Annotated in this window: 14 protein-coding genes; 8 read left to right on the top strand and 6 right to left on the bottom strand. The window is 73.7% G+C overall.

Annotated features, from left to right (window positions below):
• Positions 1–92: 92 nt before the first annotated feature.
• Positions 93–1,682 carry an FAD-binding oxidoreductase gene (locus ACIF6L_RS19685; protein WP_396486323.1) on the bottom strand — a complete coding sequence of 530 codons (1,590 nt, stop codon included), beginning with the start codon at positions 1,680–1,682 and terminating at the stop codon, positions 93–95.
• A 918-nt stretch (positions 1,683–2,600) separates the two neighbouring features.
• Between ACIF6L_RS19685 and ACIF6L_RS19680 the strand changes: the two genes are divergently transcribed.
• Entirely contained in the window at positions 2,601–6,482 is a 3,882-nt protein-coding gene (locus ACIF6L_RS19680) for a Pls/PosA family non-ribosomal peptide synthetase (RefSeq protein ID WP_396486324.1), read from the top strand.
• 65 nt (positions 6,483–6,547) lie between these two features.
• Positions 6,548–7,927, top strand: coding sequence for a M1 family metallopeptidase (locus ACIF6L_RS19675; protein ID WP_396486325.1), 1,380 nt, complete (start codon positions 6,548–6,550; stop codon positions 7,925–7,927).
• A 57-nt stretch (positions 7,928–7,984) separates the two neighbouring features.
• Here ACIF6L_RS19675 and ACIF6L_RS19670 read toward each other — a convergent pair whose 3' ends face one another.
• Together ACIF6L_RS19670 and ACIF6L_RS19665 are read right to left on the bottom strand one after the other, a co-directional pair.
• Positions 7,985–9,655 carry a carbohydrate binding domain-containing protein gene (locus ACIF6L_RS19670; RefSeq protein WP_396486326.1) on the bottom strand — a complete coding sequence of 557 codons (1,671 nt, stop codon included), beginning with the start codon at positions 9,653–9,655 and terminating at the stop codon, positions 7,985–7,987.
• Between the two features lie 338 nt (positions 9,656–9,993).
• Entirely contained in the window at positions 9,994–11,268 is a 1,275-nt protein-coding gene (locus ACIF6L_RS19665) for a lipase family protein (protein ID WP_396486327.1), read from the bottom strand.
• 398 nt (positions 11,269–11,666) lie between these two features.
• Between ACIF6L_RS19665 and ACIF6L_RS19660 the strand changes: the two genes are divergently transcribed.
• Positions 11,667–13,046 (top strand): serine hydrolase domain-containing protein, encoded by a 1,380-nt coding sequence (locus ACIF6L_RS19660; protein WP_396486328.1) that lies wholly within the window; start codon positions 11,667–11,669, stop codon positions 13,044–13,046.
• Between the two features lie 85 nt (positions 13,047–13,131).
• Here ACIF6L_RS19660 and ACIF6L_RS19655 read toward each other — a convergent pair whose 3' ends face one another.
• Positions 13,132–13,605 carry a hypothetical protein gene (locus ACIF6L_RS19655; RefSeq protein WP_396486329.1) on the bottom strand — a complete coding sequence of 158 codons (474 nt, stop codon included), beginning with the start codon at positions 13,603–13,605 and terminating at the stop codon, positions 13,132–13,134.
• Positions 13,606–13,831: 226 nt separating this feature from the next.
• On the opposite strand from ACIF6L_RS19655, the gene ACIF6L_RS19650 reads away from it, so the two are divergent.
• The 4 genes from ACIF6L_RS19650 (at position 13,832) to ACIF6L_RS19635 (ending at position 18,116) form a co-directional block, all read left to right on the top strand.
• Complete coding sequence (locus ACIF6L_RS19650) at positions 13,832–14,845, top strand: GNAT family N-acetyltransferase (protein ID WP_396486330.1); 1,014 nt, start codon at positions 13,832–13,834, stop codon at positions 14,843–14,845.
• Positions 14,842–15,666: a lysophospholipid acyltransferase family protein gene (locus ACIF6L_RS19645; protein WP_396486331.1), complete on the top strand. Its 825-nt coding sequence runs from the start codon at positions 14,842–14,844 to the stop codon at positions 15,664–15,666. The genes ACIF6L_RS19650 and ACIF6L_RS19645 overlap by 4 nt, the downstream gene beginning before the upstream one ends.
• 286 nt (positions 15,667–15,952) lie before the next feature.
• Positions 15,953–16,921, top strand: a complete 969-nt coding sequence (gene pip / locus ACIF6L_RS19640; RefSeq protein ID WP_359804497.1) for a prolyl aminopeptidase — start codon at positions 15,953–15,955, stop codon at positions 16,919–16,921.
• Between the two features lie 193 nt (positions 16,922–17,114).
• On the top strand, positions 17,115–18,116 hold the full coding sequence (locus tag ACIF6L_RS19635) for a YdcF family protein (RefSeq protein ID WP_329485923.1): 1,002 nt from the start codon (positions 17,115–17,117) through the stop codon (positions 18,114–18,116).
• A gap of 69 nt (positions 18,117–18,185) precedes the next feature.
• Here the strand turns inward: ACIF6L_RS19635 and ACIF6L_RS19630 are convergent, their stop codons facing one another.
• A complete protein-coding gene (locus ACIF6L_RS19630) occupies positions 18,186–18,728 on the bottom strand; it encodes a PaaI family thioesterase (protein ID WP_396486332.1) in 543 nt (180 codons plus the stop codon).
• Between the two features lie 187 nt (positions 18,729–18,915).
• On the opposite strand from ACIF6L_RS19630, the gene ACIF6L_RS19625 reads away from it, so the two are divergent.
• Positions 18,916–20,604, top strand: a complete 1,689-nt coding sequence (locus tag ACIF6L_RS19625) for a PHB depolymerase family esterase (RefSeq protein WP_396486333.1) — start codon at positions 18,916–18,918, stop codon at positions 20,602–20,604.
• Between the two features lie 137 nt (positions 20,605–20,741).
• On the opposite strand, the gene mca is transcribed toward ACIF6L_RS19625, so the two are convergent.
• Positions 20,742–21,623, bottom strand: a complete 882-nt coding sequence (gene mca / locus ACIF6L_RS19620; protein WP_396486334.1) for a mycothiol conjugate amidase Mca — start codon at positions 21,621–21,623, stop codon at positions 20,742–20,744.
• Positions 21,624–21,642: the final 19 nt, after the last annotated feature.

Below are 21,642 nucleotides of genomic sequence, written 5' to 3'. Positions count from 1 at the left end.
CGGGGCAGAAAGCCACGTCGACCTCTTTGCTCACACCATTCGCCCCGATATCACCTACTTTCCGGATGGTCGACATGGCTCTGTGTGTGCGGTCAGGACGGCAAGGTGATCGACTGGGCGTGGTGGAAGACGTTCCCGGCATCCCAGGTCTTCTTGGCCTTCTGCAGTCGGGCGTAGTTCTGCTTGTAGTAGAGCCGCTGGTAGGCCGGGTGCTTCTGGTCGGCCGTTCCGAGGTCGACGTCGGGGTAGTTCACATAGGCGCCGTCGGTGTCCGTGTCGATCTCCGGGATGCCGTTGGTGGCCTTGTAGACCGCTTGGTAGAGCCCGCCGAGGTAGGCCAGGTGCGCGGCGTCCTGCGCGGGGTCGGTCCAGTAGGTCTGGTACTGGAGCTTCATCACGGAGTCGCGCTGGGGGATCGCGGCTTCGGCGGGCTTGTGCTCGTTGATCCGGCAGCCGTAGGAGTCGATCTGGACCAGCGTCTGGGTGAGATCCACGCCGGGGACGGTTTTGGTCAGCCACTCCCAGAAGGCGTCGATGTGTGTGGGGGTGAAGCGCCGCCGGTGGTAGGCGGACTTGTACTTGCCGCGCTGATTGGCCCCGGAGGGGTTCAGCGTCATGGTGGCCTGGAACCACGGCATCTGTCGGCGCTTGTCCGGATACGGCAGGAGCACGCCCCCGGCGGCGTAGCTCTGGACCACGGCCCTGCTCGTCAGCCCGGCCTCCATCGCGGCCAGGAACTCCTCCAGCGGCGACGGATCGTCCTCGTCCCACTGGCTGAGCAGGACGACGTTCCCGTTCGTCCGGTGGGTGAGTTTGAGGATCGCGAAGAGGCCCCGGTAGACCGTCTCCTTCGGACCGCTGTGCTGGGCGAAGAAGGATCCGAAGTTCTCCACCAGGCGGCGGAAGTCCTCCGGGTGCTTGAGCAGGTCCGCCCAGGACCAGGCCACGCTGCTCAGCCAGACCCGTGGCGGCGGCTTGGGGAGGCGGGCGAAGTGGTAGCGCAGGACGACGCCGAAGTTTCCGCCGCCCCCACCGGTGTGCGCCCAGAAGAGGTCGCTCTCCGGCGAGGTCGCGGGGTCGTCCCGGTGGGCCGTGGTCAGCTCCACCGTGCCGCCGCGGACCGTGACCACGTCCACCTGGACGAGGTGGTCGACGGTCAGCCCGTCTCTTCGGGAGAGCAGCCCGTACCCGCCGCCACTGACGTGACCGCCCGCCCCGACCGAGTAGCACGACCCCGCGGGCAGCGTGACGCCGTACGTCCGGAACAGGCTGGTGTAGACGTCCCAGTTGGTCGCGCCGCCCTCGACGCAGTAGGTGGGGGCGCCGAACTTGTCCCGCGCCGCGCGGACACCGCGCAGAGTGCTGAGGTCGAGGATGACGCCCCGGTCGTTGTCGACGAACCCCTCGTAGCAGTGCCCGCCGCCCCGGATCGTCGGCCGCAGCCCCTTGTCGAGCGCGGTCTTCAGCGCCGCCACCGCGTCCGCGTCGCTCCCCACCAGCCGGATGTAGGCCGGTCTGCTGGACCAGCGCTGGTTGAAGCCCTGACTGAGCGTCTGGTACCGCGGATCGCCCGGGAGCACCGACTGCCCGCCGAGGACGCCGGGGGCGCCGGCCGACTCGGCCGCGGCCGGGCCGGCCGCGCCGACCCCCAACGAAACGGCGGAGACCCCGGCGGCAGCCATTCCGGCACTGCCCAGGAACCCGCGGCGAGAGAATTCTTGACTCATGCCAGGACCCACTTTCTCGATTCTGAGAAGCTGGCGTCCGCACGCTAGCACGGGCATTCGCCCATGTGAATACCTGTACGAATTAGTGTGACTGTACGTCCTTTTCAATCCCCCTTCGAACTCTCCCGATTCAGAGCCATTGTCAGTGGCGCCGGTTAATGTCCCCTCGTCGACCCCGGGCCCCGGGGTGACAGCTCGATCCCGGGCCTCGCACCCCGGGCCGCACGACCCTCGGAGAATGTGATGCGAAATAAGAACGCCAATATGATGAATGCGCCTCGCGCGGGCGAATTCCCTGCGCTCGGCCACTGGACGACCCTGCCGGCCGTCGTCGGCGGGGTCGGCCCGGTCACCCGTCGACGTCGTCCGGCCCGCCGGATCCGCCACGCCCTGCCCTGCCCGGCTATGAAGGCGCGGACGGCGGCGCCGGCCGCGCTCTCACGCGGGACGGCTCGCACGCCCCCGGGAGTCCGGAGGTCCGCCCAGGGCGCCTTCCGAGCACCGGTCCCCGACCCCCGTGGGAGGTGCCCGCGACGCCCCCGGGACAGCCCTCGTCACCCGGAGGGAGCACGATCCGTGTGGCGTGGCTCACCATCGAAATTCTGATCTGACGATCTGTCAAAGTGACTGATGGATCGTCACATCCACCACGAGTAGGCCCACTTATGAGCTGATGCAACGTCAGATTCATTCAGTTCAAGGCCAGTTGGGCAGAGTGTCGGGCAGTACGCCGTTCATCACACGGGGCTACCATCGGTGAGGTTGTCCGCTCCGGCCCCGGAGTGGGGTCACCCGATAGACTGAGTGGTCCCACCGCCCCAAGGGCCGGACACGGTCGGAACCAGGGGCGAGGACGAGGAGCGCACGGCAGCCATGACCGCTGAACCGAGCCACACAGAACAGACTGCGCGGGCCCCGCAGGCCCTCTTCCCCGGTCGCCCGGCTCCGGCCCCGCGCACCCTGGTCGACATCCTGGACGCCGCCGTCCGCGCCCACCCCAACGAGCCGGCCCTGGACGACGGGCACACCGTCCTCGGCTACCGGGCACTCGCCGCCGAGGTCGAGCAGCTGCGCCACCGGCTGAACGGCGCCGGGATCGGCCCCGGTGACCGGGTCGGCGTCCGCGTCCCCTCCGGCACCAACGACCTCTACATCGCCATCCTCGCCGTACTGGCCGCGGGCGCCGCCTACGTCCCGGTGGACGCCGAGGACCCGGACGAGCGCGCCCAGCTCGTCTTCGAGGAGGCCGCCGTGGCCGGCGTGCTCGGGGCCGAGCGCGTCCTGACCCTCACCGGCGACCCGCGGCCCGCCGTCGCCGCGGACACCCGGCCGACCCCCGCCGACGACGCCTGGATCATCTTCACCTCCGGCTCGACCGGCCGGCCGAAGGGCGTCGCCGTCACCCACCGCAACGCCGCCGCGTTCGTCGACGCCGAGGCCGCCCTCTTCCTCCAGGAGGAGCCGATCGGCCCGGGCGACCGCGTGATGGCCGGCCTCTCCGTCGCCTTCGACGCCTCCTGCGAGGAGATGTGGCTGGCCTGGCGCTACGGCGCCTGCCTGGTGCCCGTCCCTCGCTCGCAGGTGCGCAGCGGCGCCGATCTCGGCCCGTGGCTCGCCGAGCAGGAGATCACCGTCGTCTCCACCGTCCCGACGCTGGCCGCGCTCTGGCCCGCCGAGGCGCTGAACGAGGTCCGGCTGCTGATCTTCGGCGGCGAGGCCTGCCCGCCCGAGCTGGTGCAGCGCCTGGTCACCGAGGGCCGCGAGGTGTGGAACACCTACGGCCCGACCGAGGCGACCGTGGTGGCCTGCGCCGCGCTGCTCACCGGCGACGGTCCGGTCCGGATCGGCCTGCCGCTGGACGGCTGGGACCTCGCCGTGGTCGACGAGGCCGGCGAGCCGGTCGCCGCGGGCGGCACCGGCCAGCTGGTGATCGGCGGCGTCGGTCTGGCCCGTTACCTGGACCCGGTCAAGGACGCCGAGAAGTACGCGCCGCTGCCCTCGCTCGGCTGGGACCGCGCCTACCGCAGCGGCGACCTCGTCGAGGCCGACCCCGAGGGCCTGCTCTTCCTCGGCCGCAGCGACGAGCAGATCAAGCTCGGCGGGCGCCGGATCGAACTCGGCGAGGTCGACGCCGCGCTGCAGGCCCTGCCGGGCGTCGCCGGTGCGGCCGCCGCCGTGCGGACCGCCCGCGGCGGCAACCAGCTGCTGGTCGGCTACCTGGTCACCAAGGACGGCTGGGACCGGGAGGCCTCGGTCGAGCGGCTGCGCGCCGAGCTGCCCGCGGCTCTGGTGCCCCTGCTGGCCTCCGTGGAGTCCCTGCCCACCCGCACGTCCGGCAAGGTCGACCGCAACGCGCTGCCCTGGCCGCTGCCCGACCTGGAGACCGCCGGGCCCACCGAGCAGCTCTACGGCACCGAGGCCTGGCTGGCCGAGCAGTGGACCGAGATCCTCGGCGTGCCGGTCGGCGGCCCGCGCGAGGACTTCTTCGCCATCGGCGGCGGCAGCCTGGCCGCCGCCCGGCTCACCACCCTGCTGCGCGCCCGCTACCCGAGCGCCGCCGTGCTGGACATCTACCAGCAGCCGACGCTCCGCAAACTCGCCCGCCATCTGGAGCGGTCGGTGGCGGACAGCGGCGAGACCCGCACCGTCGCCCTGGTGCCGACCAGGGCCAAGCTGCTCCAGCTGCTCCTGCTGATCCCGCTCTTCACCGTGGTCGGCCTGCGCTGGACGGTCGCCCTGCTCACCCTCGGCAATGTGCTCGCCTGGTTCGGCGACTACCCCTGGGCACCGACCGCCTCGTGGTGGGTGGTCGGCGCGGGCGCGCTGGCACTGTTCTCCCCGGCCGGCCGGCTCGCCATCGCGGCCGGCGGCGCCCGGCTGCTGCTGCGCGGCCTGCGGCCCGGCAGCTACCCGCGCGGCGGCAGCGCCCATCTACGGCTCTGGACCGCCGAGCGGCTGGCCGAGGTCAGTGGCGCGACCTCGCTCTCCGGAGCCTGGCTGACCCGCTACGCGCGGGCGCTCGGCGCCAAGGTCGGCCCGGAGGTGGACCTGCACTCGATGCCGCCGGTCACCGGGATGCTCAAGCTGGGCCGGGGCTGCGCCGTCGAGGCCGAGGTCGACCTCTGCGGCTACTGGCTGGACGGCGACCGGCTGGAGGTCGGCCAGGTCAAGGTCGGTTCGGGGGCCGTGGTCGGCACCCGCTCGACCCTGCTGCCCGGCGCCCGGGTCGGCAAGCGGTCGCACGTGGTGGCCGGTTCCAGCGTCACCGGGCACGTGCCGACCGGCCAGCGCTGGGGCGGCGCGCCCGCCGCCAAGCTGGGCCGGGCCGAGCGGACCTGGCCGAAGGACCGGCCGGCCCGCCAGGCGCGCTGGGCGGCGCTCTTCGGCGCCAGCGGCACAGCGCTCAGCCTGTTGCCGGTGCTGCCCGCCCTCGCCGGGCTCGTGGTGCTGTCCCGCTTCGTCCAGCCCGGCCAGGACCTCGGTGCCGCGCTCGGCGGCGCCCTGCTCGGCCTCCTCCCGGCCACCCTGGCCTACGGCCTGGTGTACGCGGCGCAGCTGGTCGCGGCCGTGCGGCTGCTCAGCATCGGGCTGGCCCCGGGCGTGCACCCGCTGCACGGCCGGATCGGCTGGCAGGCCTGGACGGTCACCCAGCTGATGGACCAGGCCCGCGAGATCCTGTTCCCGCTGTACGCGGGTCTGGTCACGCCGCTGTGGCTGCGGGCGCTGGGGATGAAGGTCGGCCGGGGCGCCGAGGTCTCCACCGTGCTGGCGCTGCCGAGCCTGACCACGGTCGGGGACGGCGCGTTCCTGGCGGACGACACCCTGATCGCCCCGTACGAGCTGGGCGGCGGGTGGCTGCGGCTCGGTGAGGCGAAGGTCGGTGAGCGGGCGTTCCTCGGCAACTCGGGGATGACCGCTCCCGGGCGGGCCGTCCCGGCGCGCGGGCTGGTGGGTGTGCTGTCGGCGACGCCGAAGAAGGCCAAGAAGGGCAGCTCCTACCTGGGCATGCCGCCGATGCGGCTGCCGCGCTCGGCCGACCAGGCCGACCAGAGCCTCACCTACGAGCCGCCGGCCCGGCTGCTCTGGGCCCGCGGGCTGGTGGAGGTGGCCCGGCTGCTGCCGGTGCTGGCCTCCGGCGCGCTCGGTGCGCTGACCCTCGCGTCGCTCTCCTGGCTGTCGGCGAACTGGTCCCCGGTGGCGGCGGCGCTGCTCTCCGGGCTGGTGCTGCTCGCGGCGGGCGGGGCGGCCTGCGTGGTCGCGGTGGCCGCGAAGTGGCTTCTGGTCGGGCGGTTCCGGGCGGTCGAGCACCCGCTCTGGAGCGGCTTCGTCTGGCGCAACGAGCTCGCGGACACCTTCGTCGAGGTCCTGGCGGTGCCGTGGCTGGTGGGAGCGGTCCCGGGCACGCCGGTCCTGAACGTCTGGCTGCGGGCGCTCGGCGCGCGGGTCGGGCGGGGTGTCTGGTGCGAGAGCTACTGGCTGCCGGAGGCGGACCTGGTCACCCTCGGTGACGGGGTGACCATCAACCGGGGCTGCGTGGTGCAGACCCACCTCTTCCACGACCGGATCATGCGGATGGATACTGTCATCCTCCGCGAGGGCGCCACCCTGGGCCCGGGCGGCATCGTGCTGCCCGGCAGTACGGTGGGCGCACGCAGCACCCTGGGCCCGGCCTCGCTGGTGATGCGCGCCGAGTCCGTCCCCGCCGACACGCGGTGGCTGGGCAACCCGATCGAGGTGTGGCAGGCCACCTCGTGACCGCCGCCCCCTCCGACCCGCCCGCCACCTCCACGTCCCCCAGTTCGCAGGGAGCGCACGACCCGGTGAAACCCCGCCCGGTGAACCACCAGCACGCCTCGGCGGCCCGCGCCGCCGCCCCGGACCCGTACTTCCCGAACAGCGGGGACACCCGCTACCGGGTGCACCGCTACGAGCTCGCCCTGGACTATCGCCCCGGGCCCAACCGGCTGGGCGGCACCGCGCGACTGAGCGCGGTCGCCGGGACGGCGCTGCCCGAGTTCGCGCTCGACCTCGCCGAGTTCCGGATCGGCCGGGTCCTGGTGGACGGCAAGGCCGCCCGGTACACCCACCGGGCCGGCAAGCTGCGGGTGCGGCCGGTCAAGGCGCTCGCGGCCGGCGCCGCGTTCACGGTCGAGGTGCACTACACCGGGAACCCGCGGCCGGTGCGCAGCCCGTGGGGCGGCCTCGGCTGGGAGGAGCTGACCGACGGCGCGCTGGTCGCCAGCCAGCCCGTCGGCGCGCCGTCCTGGTTCCCGTGCAACGACCGGCCCGCCGACAAGGCGACCTACCAGATAGCGGTGACCACACCGTCCGCGTACACCGTGGTGGTCGGCGGCCGGCTGCTCACCCGCACCACGCACGCCTCCAGCACGACCTGGGTGTACGAGCAGAGCGCACCGACCTCGACGTACCTGGTGACGGTCTCGATCGGCCAGTACCGGCCGGTCGTGCTCGCCGAGCGCCCGGCCGTCCGGCAGACCGGGTACGTGCCCGAGCGGGTGGCCGGCGACTTCGCGGTGGACTTCGGGCGGCAGCCGCGGATGACCGCGTACTTCGAGGAGGTCTTCGGCCCCTACCCGTTCGGCGAGTACACGGTGGTCGTCGCCGACGAGGAGCTGGACGTCCCGGTGGAGGCGCAGGGCGTCGCCACCTTCGGCACCAACCACCTCGGCGGGGGCTGGGAGCGGGAGCGGCTGATCGCCCACGAGCTGGCCCACCAGTGGTTCGGCAACAGCGTGTCGATCGCCGACTGGAGCCACATCTGGCTCAACGAGGGCTTCGCCAAGTACGCGGAGTGGCTCTGGTCCGAGCGGGCCGGCGGCCCGTCGGCCACCACGCACGCGGCGGCCGCGCACGCCGTGCTGGCCGGCCTCCCCCAGGACCTCAGGCTGGCCGACCCGGGCCGGAAGCTGATGTTCGACGACCGGCTCTACCAGCGCGGCGGCCTGACCGTCCACGCGCTCCGGCTCACCCTCGGCGACGCCGCGTTCTTCCCGATGCTCCGGGAGTGGGCCACCGCCCACCGGCACGGCGTCGTCGGCACCGCCGACCTGCGCGCCCATGCGGGGCGCTACGCCGATCACTCGCTGGAGCCCCTGTTCACCGCGTGGCTGGACCGCCCGGAGCTCCCGCCGCTGCGGGGGCTGAGCGGGCCGACCGGCCCACCGCGACCGGGCTACTGACGGTCCGGCCCGGACCCCTCGCGGTGAGGGGGCCCGGGCCGGACCGCCGGCCGGGTGTCAGCCCGTGAAGCCGGCCGTGATGGAGGTGAACTGCCAGTCGTTCTGGGCGATGCCGGAGCAGGTCTCCTGCAGGCCGCCGCCCGCGCAGCCGCGGTCGCGGTTCACCGACCAGAAGGCCAGCCGGGCGATGTGGTGGCTGTTGGCCCAGTCGCGGATCGCGGTCCAGTTCTGGACGGTGGTGACCTCGTTGTTGTCGCTGAGGCCGTTCATGCCGGAGATGCCGACGTGCGCGTAGGCGGTGGCGTCGTCCCAGCCGAAGGTGGACTTGAGCTTGGCCTTCAGGCCCTCCGCCGCACTCACGGTGGCGGCGTACATGTCGGTGGAGGCGTTGCCGAAGTCGAACGGCATGATGGTGAACACGTCGATGTCCGCGCCGAGCGCCTTGGCCTGCTCGATCAGCCGGTTCCCGTACGAGGTCGGGCCGGTGGTGCCGGTACCGAAGGTCAGGATGGTGCGCAGGCCGGGGTTGTTCTGCTTGACGATCTTGAGCGCGCCGAGGATGCGGTCCTGGACGACGGTGTTCTCGAACTCGTCGGTGTTCTCGATGTCCACGTCGATCGCCTTCAGACCGTAGGCGTCGATCACCTTCTGGTAGGCGCCGGCGAGATCGGCGGTGGTGGCGCAGTTGGGGCCGAGCTTGTTGCCGCTCCACCCGCCGATGGACGGGACGACGTCGCCGCCGGCCGCGCGGACGGCCTTGATGGTGGCCTGGTCGACCCCGTTCAGCAGCGGCCGCTGGCTGTCCCAGGTGGGGTTGCAGCCGTTCTGGGCGAGGACGAAGGCCAGGGTGAACCACTTCACGCCGGTGGCGTTCATGACGGTCGTGGGGGCCGGCGGGTTGCCCCAGCCGTTGTAGAGGTAGGGCGCGGCCTGCTTGAACCCGGTCGGGGTGCCGCCGCCCGGGTCGGTGGTGACCACGAGGGCGGCGGAGGAGCCGGAGGTGTTGCCGGCCGCGTCGCGGGCCTTGACGGTGAAGCTGTACGCCGTGGCGGCGGTCAGCCCGTCGACGGTCGCGCCGGTGCCGGTCGTGGTGGCGACCTTGGTGGCGCCCTGGTAGACGTCGTAGCCGGTCACGCCGACGTTGTCGGTGGCGGCGTCCCACGCGAGGGTGACGCCGGTGGCGGACTTGCCGGTGCTGCGCAGGTTGCCGGGGGACGTGGGTGCCTGGGTGTCGCCCGGGGTCCCGCCGCCTGGGCCGTCCAGGCTCAGGTCGTCGGCGTAGTAGGTGCCCTGGCCGTACCAGCCGTTGACATAGACCTCCGCGCTGGTCTGCGTGGCGCCGGTGGTGAAGGAGACGCTCAGCCGGGTGTAGTCGGCGGCCGAGGTCCAGGCGGAGCCGGCGCCGGTGACACCGAGGTAGACATAGCTGCCGCGGACCCAGCCGGACAGCGAGTACGTGGTGTTGGGCTGGACGGCGACGGTCTGCGTGCACTTGGCGTTGTCGCTCGCGGAGGCGGCGCCCGCCAGCGCCTTGCCGCCGCCGTGCACGGGGGTGGAGACCACCGAGCCGAGTCCGCCGGTGCAGGACCAGCCGGACAGGGTGCCGGTCTCGAAGCCGGGGTTGCCGAGTTGGTTCGCCGCGTGGGCGGCGGTGGGGGCGGTGAACGCGGCGGCGGCCGCGAGCAGGGCTGCCGCGCCGACGGCGGGCAGTCGGGTGCGCTTGAGCACCGGGGACCTCCAGTGGGGGTGTGGGGGTGGAGGTGCGGGGAGGAGCCCAAAATGGACTGGACCAATTCATGCTGTCAAGTACCGTCCGGCGAGCGGACGGTGAGCGGACGGCGAGCGACGGGTGAACGGGGCCGAGAGCGGGCCGGAGCGCGGGGAGCGCCGGGAGAGCGAACGGGCCGGGAGAGCGAACGGGCCGGGAGAGCGAACGGGGACGCGGCCCGGGGACGCCGAAGGCCGCGCGGCCCGGGTGCCTGGTGGACCCCGGGCCGCGCGGCCTTCGGCCGCCGGCCCCTCCCCCGGAACGTGTGTTCAGGTCGGGAGCGGCAGGCGCCGACGCGTCAGCAGTTCGACGGCGCCGCGTTCCCGGCGAAGCGGTCGGCGATCCAGGTCAGGTACTCCTGCTGCGCCTCGAACGGGATCGTGTTGTGGGTCGCGCCCTGGTAGGTCGAGTATTCGACCGGCCGGCTGAACCCGCAGGCCCGCTTGATGTACTGCTCGGTGGAGTGCGGGTTGATGACGGTGTCCGCCGTTCCCTGCATGACCAGCACCGGTGCCACCGTGGCGGCGTAGCCCGGGGTGTTCTCGTAGAAGCGCCGGCTCCAGACCTCCGGCACATCGCGCAGCGGCTTGAACAGCGTGTCCAGCTGGTGGTTGTCCGCGACGTTGTTCTGGATCACGTCGGCGAAGTGCTCGATGCAGGCCACCCCGTCGCCCTCCAACGCCTGGAGTCCGGCCGGCTGCAGCACGTCGGTGGCCCGCAGCTCGGGGTAGGCCGCCAGGAAGCCCCGGTAGACGTTGATCCGCAGCGCCGCGTTGTGGGCCTCCGAGGACTCGTTGCGCGGACCGGGCGGCACGAGACCGGCGAACTGCGGACCGAGGTCGGCGGCCGGCGCCAGCGCGGCCACGCCGACCAGGTCGAGGTCCGGACTGTAGCCGGGCGCGTCCTGACCGACGAACAGCCCCGCGCCGCCGCCCTGCGACCAGCCCAGGACGGCCGTGCGCCGGCCCGCCCGGGCCGAGCGGATCTGCCGCACCGCGGTGACGGAGTCCAGCACGTTGTGCGTCTCGGTCGCGCCGACCACGTACTGGTGGACGCCCGGCGTCCCCAGGCCCTGGTAGTCGGTCGCCACCACGACGTCGCCGGCGCCGAGGAACTGGGTCAGCGCGGGCACTCCGACGTCGATCGAGAAGGGGCTCTGGTAGCTGAAGTAGTCGACGAGGTCCCGGGCCGGGTTCGGGGCGGCCGACGGGGCGCACTGGCGCGGCCCGCCGACGGTCCCGTGGGCCCACGCCACGACGTTCCGGTCGCCGCGGCGGGGGACGACATCGGTCGGCCAGGCCACCAGGCCGGAGACGGCGACCGGGGTGCCGTCGTGCAGCGTCGAGCGGTAGAGGATCCGGCAGGCCCGGGCGTGGTCGGGCGCCTCGATGGCGCGGGCCCAGATCAGGTCGCCGTGCCGGCCCTCGGGCAGCGGGGACGGGGGCTCGTAGAAGGCGTCGCCGCCGGGGCCGACCGGGACACCGGGGGCGCACCGGCCGGAGTGGTCCGGGCCGCGGCCGTCGTCGGTCGCGGCCGCCTCGGTGCTCAGTGCGGGCAGGGCAAGAAAGGTCACGAGGGCAGCCGCAGTGACTGCCCGTAGCCAGGCTCTCATCAGGTATCCCATCGCCGGAGGCCGGCTGCCCCCGGCCGGCCCCGGAGGCGGCCGTGCCGTGCGAGCCGGCTTGTCATGGTCGAGCCGAGGCTACTCCGCGTCGACCGGTAACCGACTGATCGTCACCACCGCCGCGTGTTGGCGGATCCGGATCGGGGCGGGCCGCCGTGAGCGGCACGGCGGGCCCTCGGCGGGACTCCCCCGGCCGGCCCGGAAAGGAGCCGGAAAGGAGGTGGAGGACCGTGGACGACCGACGTAGGTTGAAGGAGCCGTCCGGCCCCGCCGACGGCATCCGGCGACGGTCGACACCGGCCCCGGTCCGCGTTTCAGCCCCTGCACCGAATGATTCAGAGGATCAGATGACCGACCAGTACGACGAGCTCCTCCCGACGACCCGCCGCGCGCTGCTGCACCGGATCGCGGTCGCACAGGCCGAGGGCCGCACGCCCTCCCTGGTCGCCGCGGTGGTCCGGGACGGCAGACTGGTCTGGAGCGGAGCGCGCAGCATGATCGACGGTCATGCGCCCACCGTCGACGTGCAGTACCGGATCGGCTCGCTCACCAAGACCTTCGTCGCCGTCCTGGTGCTCCGGCTGCGCGACGAGGGCCTGCTCGACCTGGCCGACCCGCTGGAGCGCCACCTGCCCGGCACCCCGGCCGACGGCGCCACCGTCGCCCAACTGCTCGCCCACTCGGCCGGCCTCGCCTCCGAGACCCCGGCGCCCTGGTGGGAACGGACCGACGGCACGCTGCGCCCCGAGCTCGCCGACCTCCTGGAGGGCGACAACCCGCGCAAGCACCCGGCGGGGCGGCTCCACCACTACTCCAACCCCGGCTACGCCCTGCTCGGCGCGCTGGTCGAGCGCCTGCGCGGCGAGCCGTGGCACGAGGTGCTGGACCGCGAGGTCCTGGCTCCGCTCGGGATGGACCGCACCACCCTGCTGCCCGAGCACCCGCACGCCGGCGGCTTCGCCGTCCACCCCTGGGCCGACGTCATGCTGCCCGAACCGCTGACCGAGACCGGGCTGATGGCACCGGCCGGGCAGCTCTGGTCGACCGTCGCCGACCTGGCCCGCTGGGCCGCCTTCCTGACCGCCGGCGACCCGAAGGTGCTGACCGCCGAGAGCCTCGCCGAGATGCGCGTACCCGCCGTCGGCCCGAGCGGCGAGAACTGGTCCGGCGGGTACGGGCTCGGGCTGCAACTGCTGCGCCACCAGGACCGCGTGCTCTACGGCCACACCGGTTCGATGCCGGGCTTCACCGCCGGTCTCTGGATCAGCGAGGCGGACGGTCTGGCGGCGATCGCGGTCGCTAACGCGACCGGCGGCGGCGACACCCCGCGGGTCGCGGCGGAGCTGATCTCCCTCACCGCCCAGCACGAACCCCGGCTGCCCGAACCCTGGCGCCCGCTGTCCTCCCTCGACGAGGACCTGCTCGCGCTCACCGGCCCCTGGTACTGGGGCGCCGCCGGCCACACCCTGCGGCTGAAGGCCGACCGCGTCCTCGAACTGGCCCCGCTCACCGGCGGTACCCGCAGCTCCCGGTTCCGCGCCGAGCCGGACGGCACCTGGACGGGGCTGGACCACTACTACGCGGGCGAGACGCTGCGGGTCGTCCGCGCCGCCGACGGCTCGGTCAGCCACCTGGACGTCGGCTCCTTCGTCTTCACCCGCCGGCCCTACGGTCCGGCCGAGGCCGTGCCCGGCGGGGTCGACCCGGCCGGCTGGCAGGCCTTCTGAGGCGTCGGGCCTCCCCCGGCCCGGGTGTGTCGCCGCCGCGGGGCCCCGGCCCGCCGTGACGGGCGCCCGGTGCGGCGCGGCGGGCCTACGCCGCGCCGCCGCGGGGCTCCGGCGCTTCGGCGTCGGGGGCCCGCGCTCCGGCCGGGGAACCAGGCGGACGGGCCAGGCGCAGGAGGTGGGCCGTGCGCAGCGCGTGCGACGCAAGCAGCGTGCCGACGACCGTGCACGGCGCCAGCGCGGCGTCCGTCGCACCGCTCTCCCACCCGAGGAAGGCGCCGACCGCCAGGAACGGGACGACCCCCGTCACGGGGGCGACCACCATCGCGAAGGCGAGGGTGCTCCGCCTGCGGTCCTCCTCCCAGCACCGGTCGGAGGTGATCTGCAGGGCGCCGGCCATCGCCACCACCAGCATCCACCAGGGCGAGGTGGCCAGTCCGACCAGCCTGGCGAGCAGGTGGAGGAAGAGCAGTACGACCGCGAGCTGGACCTGCACCCGCAGGATGTCCCGCAGCTCCGCGGCGATCTCCCGCCGCCGCGCCGAGCCCGGTTTCCACCCCATGGAGCGGAGCATACGGTGGCGCCCGCACACCGAACAGGTGTCCGGCAGACAGTGAGTGGCCCCATTCAGCAGGTGCACATCCAAGCTCTGCCGAACGGCAACGTGGACGCCAGCCGACACGGAGAAACATACGGATACCGGTTCGCACGCCCCACGACCGAGAGTGCGGGCCGGTGCCACGGCGATCCGTGGCCGCCGTCGTCCGTGCCGCCCTGGAGGGTCTGCCATGACCACCGTCCCCACGTACGCTCCGCCCGCCGTCACCCCCGGCCACACCTCGGTACTCCCCATCCCGCTGCCGGCGCAGCAGACCGTCGTCCAGCCGCTCACCGTCCGACCGGTCCCCGCCCCGGCCGTACCCGCCCCGGCCGCTCCCGTGCCCGCCCTCGCGGCCCCGGCGCTCTCCGCACTGGCGCTCTCCGCACCGGCCCTCCTCGGCAAGGTGCCGGCGCCCGCCTACACCGTCGCGCTCGCTCGCGACGAGGCCGACGTGCGCGCCGCCCAGCTGCTCCGCCACCAGGTCTTCGCCGCCGAACTCGGTGCCCGGCTGCACAGCCCGGTGGCGGGGCTGGACGTCGACCCGTTCGACGCGTTCTGCGACCACCTGCTGGTGCGCGAGGGCGAGGACGGCCCCGTGGTGGGGACCTACCGGCTGCTGCGCCCGGCGGCCGCCCGACGGGCCGGACGGCTCTACTCCGACGGCGAGTTCGACCTGCGCAACCTGTCCCCGCTCCGCGACGGCCTGGTGGAGCTGGGCCGCTCCTGCATCCACCCGGACCACCGGGGCAACGGCGCGGTCATCAACCTGATGTGGGGCGGCATCGCCCGCTACCTCGCCGACACCGGCAACACCTGGGTCGGCGGCTGCTGCTCGATCCCGCTGGACGACGGCGGCGCGACGGCGGCGCGGGTCTGGGACACCGTCAGCGCCAAGCACCTCGCCCCCGAGGAGTACCGGGTCGCCCCGCACCGGCCGTGGGACCCCACCGGCCTGCCCCGCGCCGAGCGGGCCGCGCTGCCGGCACTGCTCCGCGGGTACCTGCGGCTGGGCGCCTGGGTCTGCGGCGCGCCAGCCCACGACCCGGACTTCGCCACCGCCGACCTCTACGTGCTGCTGTCCCTGGAGCGCACCGATCCGCGCTACCTGCGGCACTTCCTCTCCGGGCTCGCTCCGGCGGCCCCGGCCACCGGACCGGCCGCGCCCGGCGGTACGGAACCCGCGCCCGGGCCGCTCTCGTGAGCGTCTGGCTGCCGACCGCCCCCTGCACGCCGGAGACCTGCCTGACCGAGGCCGCCCCCGTGGTGGCGCTCCCCCGGCGGATCCTGCGCCTCGCCGCGTTCCTGGTCGTGCTGGTGGCGGGCCTCGCGCTCACCCCGTCGGCGCGGGCCCTGCCCGGGGGCCCGCGCGACGCGCTGGTCCGGTTCTGGGCACGCACCCTGCTCGGCGCGCTCGGGGTCACCGTCCGGATCGCGCCGCCCCCGGCCTGCGGCGGCGGGGTGCTGGTGGTGGCCAACCACGTCTCGTGGCTGGACATCCCGCTGATCGCGGCCGGCCGGCCCGGCCGCTCGCTGGCCAAGACCGAAGTCCGGCACTGGCCGGTGCTCGGCCCGCTGGTGGCCTGGGGCGGCACCGTCTTCCTCGACCGCGACCGGCTGCGCACCCTCCCCGGCACGGTCGCCGCGGTCACCGAACTGCTGCGCGCGGGACGGCCCGTGGTCGTCTTCCCCGAGGGGTCGACCTGGTGCGGGCGGGAGAGCGGCCGGTTCCGCCCGGCGCTCTTCGAGGCCGCCGTCCAGTCCGGTGCTCCCGTGCAGCCGGTGACGGTCCGCTACCGGCTCTCGGACGGGCGGGCGACCAGCACGCCGGCCTTCGTCGGCGAGGACGGCCTGCTCGCCTCGATCGCCCGGGTGGTGTCGGTCCGTGGACTGGTGGCCGAGGTGACCTTCCTGCCCGCGATCCCGGCACCCGCAGTCCGGACCGGTCAGCCGGCGGACCGGGGGCAGCCGCGCCGGGAGCTGGCCCGTGCCGCCCAGGCGGCCGTGGAGGCGACCGGCCGGTGAGTGCCCGGTGGTGACCGCCCGTTGTGAGTGCCCGGTGGTGACTGCCCGTTGTGAGCACCCGCTGTGGGTGCCCGCTGTGAGTGCCCGTCGTGCCCGGCGCCGCCCGGTGATCGACGGGCGGTGGGCCGGGCGGGTAGCCTCACGGCATCCGCCCGTCCACCACGGCTCGCCGCCGTCGACCGCCGTGCCACACCGTCCGACTCCCTGACGACCGGCAGCCGTCCCACGGGACCGCCCCCGCCCGCCGCCGAGGTCGGCCGACGCCACGCCCAGGAGGACTCCCGCCGTGCCCGAGCTGTACCCGATCGGCAAGCCCTACGCGCAAGGACTCCTGGAGGTCGGCGACGGCCAGCGAATCTACTGGGAGGCCTCGGGCAACCCCGCCGGCAAGCCGGCCGTCGTGGTGCACGGCGGGCCGGGCTCCGGCCACAGTCCGAAGAACCGGCGCTGCTTCGACCCCGAGCGCTACCACCTGGTGCTGTTCGACCAGCGCGGGTGCGGACGGAGCCTGCCGCACGCCGCCGACCCGGCGACCGGTCTGGAACACAACACCACCGCCCATCTGATCGCCGACATGGAACGGCTTCGCGAACACCTGGGCATCGAGAAGTGGCTGCTGTACGGCGGGTCCTGGGGCTCGACCCTGATCCTCGCCTACGCGCAGACCCACCCCGAGCGGGTCTCGGAGATCGTGATCTGCGGGGTGACCATGACCCGCCCCGAGGAGACCGACTGGCTGTACCGCGGCGTGGGCCGGCTGCTGCCGGGCCCCTGGGAGGCGTTCCGCGACGGGCTGCCGCCCGCCGAACGGGACGGCGACCTGGTGGCCGCGTACAGCCGGCTGCTGAACAGCCCCGACGAGGCCGTCCGCCGCAAGGCCGCACGGGACTGGGCGACCTGGGAGGACGCGGTGATCGCGCACGAGTCGCTGGGGAAACCGAACGCCTACTCCGACCGCCCGGACGACGCCCTGATGGCGTTCACCCGAATTACCGCGCACTACTTCGCGCACGACGCCTTCCTGGAGGACGGCCGACTCCTGCGCGACGCCGGACGGCTGGCCGGGATCCCGGGCGTTCTGATCCACGGCCGGCTGGACCTCGGATCGCCGCTGAAGACCGCCTGGGAACTGGCGAAGGCCTGGCCGGACGCCGAGTTGACGGTCATCCAGGACTCCGGCCACACCGGGAGCCCCGCCATGGGCGAGGCGGTGTTCGCAGCCATCGAACGGTTCGCCGGACCCGCCCGGAACTGACCACGACAGCTCGCTCCGGCCGTCTCGTGCCGGCGGCGAGACGGTCCGCCGGCCCGACCGGGAGTCGGACCTGCGGCGAGACCGAGACGGCGGAGTTGCCCGGCCGTTGCCCGGCCGGGGGCCGCCCGGACCCGGTCGGCCGTGTGCCCAAGGGCCGCTCCCGGCCGCTCGATCGGGCCCCTACGATACGAGCATGATCGCCTATGCCCCCGCGGCCCTGTTCTTCGTCCTGTGCGGGATCGGGGTGCTCCGTGACCGACGCCGATTCAGCAACGCCGTCCTGCTCGGCATAGCCGTCTCCTTTCTCGCCCTGGCGCTGCTCGCCGAGTTGCGCAAGGCCCCGACACTGGTCGCCGAGGTGGCAGCCGTCGCCATCATCCTGCTGCCGGCGGTCGGAACGCTGGCGCTGGTCGGCTTCCTGATCGCCAACGGCCTGACGATGGTCCGCAAGGAGGGCAGACGGCCGGCCAATCTGCTGTCCCTGCTCGCGGGCCTCGGCATCCTCTCCGTGATCAGCCTGCTCGTCGCCGCCGTGGTGACCCGCTCGTACCGGCTGGGGGTCCTCGCCGGCACCGCCGTGCTGGTGGTCGGTTACATCTCCTTCCTGTTCGTCTGCTTCGTGGGCTACGCCTTCCTGTACGGCCGCCACCGCCCCCGCCGGGACGTCGACTTCGTCGTGGTGCTCGGCTCCGGCCTGATCGGCGGCGACCGGGTGCCGCCGCTGCTGGCGAGCCGGCTGAACCGGGGCCGTGAGGTGTACGAGAAGCAGGCCGCTCGCGGCAACCCACCGGTGCTGATCACCTCGGGCGGCCAGGGACCGGACGAGAAGCTGCCCGAGTCCCACGCGATGGCCGACTACCTCGTGCAGCGCGGCTTCCCCGAGGCACACCTCGTGCGTGAGGAGCACTCGCGCACGACGGAGGAGAACCTGCTCTTCTCCAGGGCGATCATGGAGCAGGCCAAGCCCGGGTACCGCTGCGTGATCGTCACCAACAACTTCCACGCGTTCCGTGCCGCGCTGACGGCCCGTAAGGCGGGTGTGACCGGGCAGGTCTTCGGCTCCCCCACCGCGGCGTACTACTGGCCGAGCGCGACGATCCGGGAGTTCGCCGCCGTCTTCCTCTCCCACAAGCTGATCAACTTCGGCATCTGCGGCTTCCTCGCGCTGTGCGGAGTGCTCGCCGCCGCGCTCTGACGCACCCGACACCCCGTCCTTCCGGGCCCCGGCCGCCAGAACCCGGGGAACGGCCCGGGGGCCGCCGTGTCATGCCGTCGGACGCGGCGCCAGGACCGCGCAGGTGGTCGTCCCGTGCGCGTACAGCTTGCCGTCCTCCACGCCGACCACCCGCGCCTCCGCCGTCGCGAGGGTACGGCCGACGTGCAGCGCCACGGCCTCGCACCGCAGCTTCCCCGAGTCGGCGAACACCGGGCGCACCATGTGCACGTTCAACTGGGTCGTGGTGTAGGCCGTGCCGGCGGGCAGTCGGCTCATCACGGCGCAGCCGAGCGCCGAGTCGAGCAGGGTGGCGAGGTAGCCGCCGTGCACGGTGTTCATCGGGTTGAAGAGATGCTCGCCGACCTCGCCCTCGAAGACCGCCGTGCCCGGCCCGGCCTCGACCAGTCCGAAGCCCAGGGTGCTGGCGATCGGCGGAGCCTGGATCCGTCCCGCGATCATCTCCTGCAGGATCTCCTCCCCGGTGAGGTGCGGAAACGCGGAGACCGGCGGTCCGGCCTGCCAGTGGTGGGTACGGCTGTGCGACGCCTCGTCCGGCACGGTCTGCTCTCCCTGGAATCCATACGTGGTCATGGGACCAACCTGCCCGCTCCGCCCGTCCGGCTCAACTGCGATTCGCACTACGGAGCGGCTCCGCCCATGGCGGCACCGGCCATGACGGGCGCGCCGACAACGGGTGACCGTCACATGTCACCCGATGGCCGGACGCGGCACGCTGCACGGCAGTCCACCGAACTCCGCCCCCACCCAGGAGTCGTCCATGGTTCTGCTGCCCGTGCGCGTGTCGACCGCGCCCGCCGTGACCGCCCCGTCCACCGCGCCCGTCCCACCGACCGGATCCGGCGTGCCCGGATCCGACGTGCCCGGATCCAGCGCACCCGGTACCACTGAGACCGGGACCGCCCGCGCCGTGCCCGTCGCCGGTCCGGCCCGCGCGGGCCGGCGGCTCGCGCGCCGCGCCGCGGCTGCGCTGCTCGCGGCGCTGGCACTCGCCTCCACGGCACCGGCCTCCGCCGTCGCGGCCGCCACCCCGGGCCCCGGCCGTACCGCGGCCTCCGCGACTTCCGCCGCGCATGTGGCCGCCCCTGCCGCTTCCACGGCGGGCGGGACCTTCCAACAGGTCACCGGGTTCGGTGGCAACCCCGGGAACCTGGCGATGTTCTCCTACACCCCGGCAGGCCTGCCGACCGGCGCACCGCTGGTGGTGGCGCTGCACGGCTGCACCCAGACAGCCACCGACTACTACCGCAACTCCGGCTGGACCACCCTGGCCGACCGGTACGGCTTCGCGGTGGTGTTCCCGCAGACCGGCAGCGCCAACAACGCCCTCTCCTGCTTCAGCTGGTTCGACGCCGCCAAGGACAGCCGGGGCGCGGGCGAGGCCGAATCGGTGTCCGAGATGGTCACCGAAGCCCGGGCCCTGTACGGCTCCGACGGGCGCCGGGTGTTCGTCACGGGCCTCTCGGCCGGCGGCGGTATGGCGGCCGACCTGCTGGCCGACTACCCGGACGTGTTCGCGGGCGGGGCGATCGACTCCGGCCTGCCCGCGCACTGCGCCACCACCCAGGCCGCCGCCTCCGGGTGCCAGAACAACGACCAGCGGCTCACCCCGGTCCAGTGGGGCGACCGAGTCCGCCGGGCGTACCCGGGCCACAGCGGGCCGTGGCCCCGGGTGGCGATCTGGCAGGGCACCGCGGACACCACCGTCAGGCCCGTGAACGGCACCGAGCTGCGGGACCAGTGGACGGATGTGTGGGGCATCGGCCAGAGCGCCTCCGCCACCCGGAACCTGCCGGGTGGCACCACCGAGTCCGTCTACAACGACGCGAGCGGCCGGCCCGCCGTGGCGCTCTACTCCGTCGCGGGGATGGGTCACGGACTCGCGGTCGACCCGGGCCCGGGGGCGGACCAGTGCGGAGCCGGCGGCGCCTACTTCCTCGACACGATCTGCTCCAGCTACTACACCGCGCGGTTCTGGGGCTTGGACGGCGGCGGCCCGGCCACGCCCTCGCTGCCCGCACCGACGGGCCTGACCGCGACCGCCACCGGCCAGGACTCGATCGCGCTCGGCTGGCAGGCCGTCACCGGCGCTGCGTCCTACGTGCTGTACCGGAACGGAACGCGGGTGGCCGCCCCGGCCGGCACCTCGTACACCGACGGCGGCCTGAACCCCGGGGCCTCGTACACCTACACCGTGGCCGCCGTCGACGCGGCGGGCGCCGTGGGAGCCCGGTCGGCGGCGGTGACGGCGAGCACTCCCGGCGGCGCGCAGCAGTGCTTCACGGACAGCAACTACGACCAGGTGAAGGCGGGCCGTGCGACCCAGGCCGGCGGCCTCACCTACGCCCTCGGCTCGGGGCAGGCCATGGGCCTCTGGAACACCTTCACGATCCACACGCTGAAGGAGACCGGGGCGGGCTACTTCGTCCTCGCCGACGGGCAGTGCTGACCCGCGACCGGCCGCGAGTCGGCCCCGGCACGGGCCCTGATGCGGCCCCCGACTCCGGGCCGGGCCCGCGTGTCCGCAGTGTCCGGCCACCGTGCCACCGCCGGTGTGCCGGCCTCCGCCCAACCCTCTGAGCTTCCTCATCCGTGCTCCTCTCCGGGGCGCAGACCGGCGAACAGGTCGGATTCGGGGAGGACCGTCTCCACCAGGCTCCGGGCCAGGTGGTAGTCCTCCGTCGGCCAGACCTCGCGCTCGATCTCACGTGGGTGTGCCATGAACCCGGTGCCGGGCTGTATCTGGGTGGCGTGCGCGAGCAGGGCGGCGTCCCGTACGGCGAACTGCTCGGCGCAGCGGATCCGGGTGGTGGTGGCGAGGGCGGGCGGGGCGTCGGGCCAGCCGGCCAGCACCTCGCCCATGGCCGAGTCGACGCCGCGAGCCGTCATCGCGTCGTGCATGGCCTGGAACCAGGCCCGGGACAGCGCCAGGTGGTAGTAGAGCTTGGCCACCTGCCAGGGCTCGCCCGCCTCCGGAGAGCGGTCGGGGTCGGCCGCGCCCTCGACCGCCTCGACGGTGACCCGATGGGTCATCACATGGTCGGGGTGCGGGTAGCCGCCCGTCTCGTCGTAGGTGACGACGACGTGGGGGCGGAACTCGCGGATCAGCGTGATCAGCGGCTCGGCGGCGACGGCGGGCGGCAGGAGCGCGAAGCAGCCGTCGGGCAGTGGCTCGCCGGGGCCAGGTAGCCCGGAGTCGGTGAAGCCCAGGAAGCGCTGGCCGACACCGAGGATCCCGCGTGCGGCGGCCATCTCCTCGCGCCGGATCCGGGTCAACTCGGCCCTGGTCCCGGGCCGGTCGAGTGCCGGGTTGAGCACCGAGCCGCGCTCGCCGCCGGTGCACGTCGCGACCATGACGTCCACCCCCTGGGCGGCGTAGCGGGCGAGGGTGGCCGCCCCCTTGCTGGACTCGTCGTCGGGGTGGGCGTGCACGGTCAGCAGCCGGAGTGCGGAGGGGTGAGTGAACATGCGCGGTTCCTTCGGTCCG

Origin of the sequence: Kitasatospora sp. NPDC086009 (assembly GCF_044540385.1) — a bacterium.
Classification (GTDB): Bacteria; Actinomycetota; Actinomycetes; order Streptomycetales; family Streptomycetaceae; genus Kitasatospora.
Note: the sequence above shows the minus strand (reverse complement) of the source record. Positions and strands in the feature narration are given on the sequence as shown.

Coding starts and splice junctions, on each gene's coding strand:
- ACIF6L_RS19685 (WP_396486323.1), bottom strand. CDS start 1,682: ATGGCTGCCGCCGGGGTCTCCGCCGTTTCGTTGGGGGTCGGCGCGGCC.
- ACIF6L_RS19680 (WP_396486324.1), top strand. CDS start 2,601: ATGACCGCTGAACCGAGCCACACAGAACAGACTGCGCGGGCCCCGCAG.
- ACIF6L_RS19660 (WP_396486328.1), top strand. CDS start 11,667: ATGACCGACCAGTACGACGAGCTCCTCCCGACGACCCGCCGCGCGCTG.
- ACIF6L_RS19655 (WP_396486329.1), bottom strand. CDS start 13,605: ATGGGGTGGAAACCGGGCTCGGCGCGGCGGCGGGAGATCGCCGCGGAG.
- ACIF6L_RS19650 (WP_396486330.1), top strand. CDS start 13,832: ATGACCACCGTCCCCACGTACGCTCCGCCCGCCGTCACCCCCGGCCAC.
- ACIF6L_RS19635 (WP_329485923.1), top strand. CDS start 17,115: ATGATCGCCTATGCCCCCGCGGCCCTGTTCTTCGTCCTGTGCGGGATC.
- ACIF6L_RS19630 (WP_396486332.1), bottom strand. CDS start 18,728: ATGACCACGTATGGATTCCAGGGAGAGCAGACCGTGCCGGACGAGGCG.
- ACIF6L_RS19625 (WP_396486333.1), top strand. CDS start 18,916: ATGGTTCTGCTGCCCGTGCGCGTGTCGACCGCGCCCGCCGTGACCGCC.
- mca (WP_396486334.1), bottom strand. CDS start 21,623: ATGTTCACTCACCCCTCCGCACTCCGGCTGCTGACCGTGCACGCCCAC.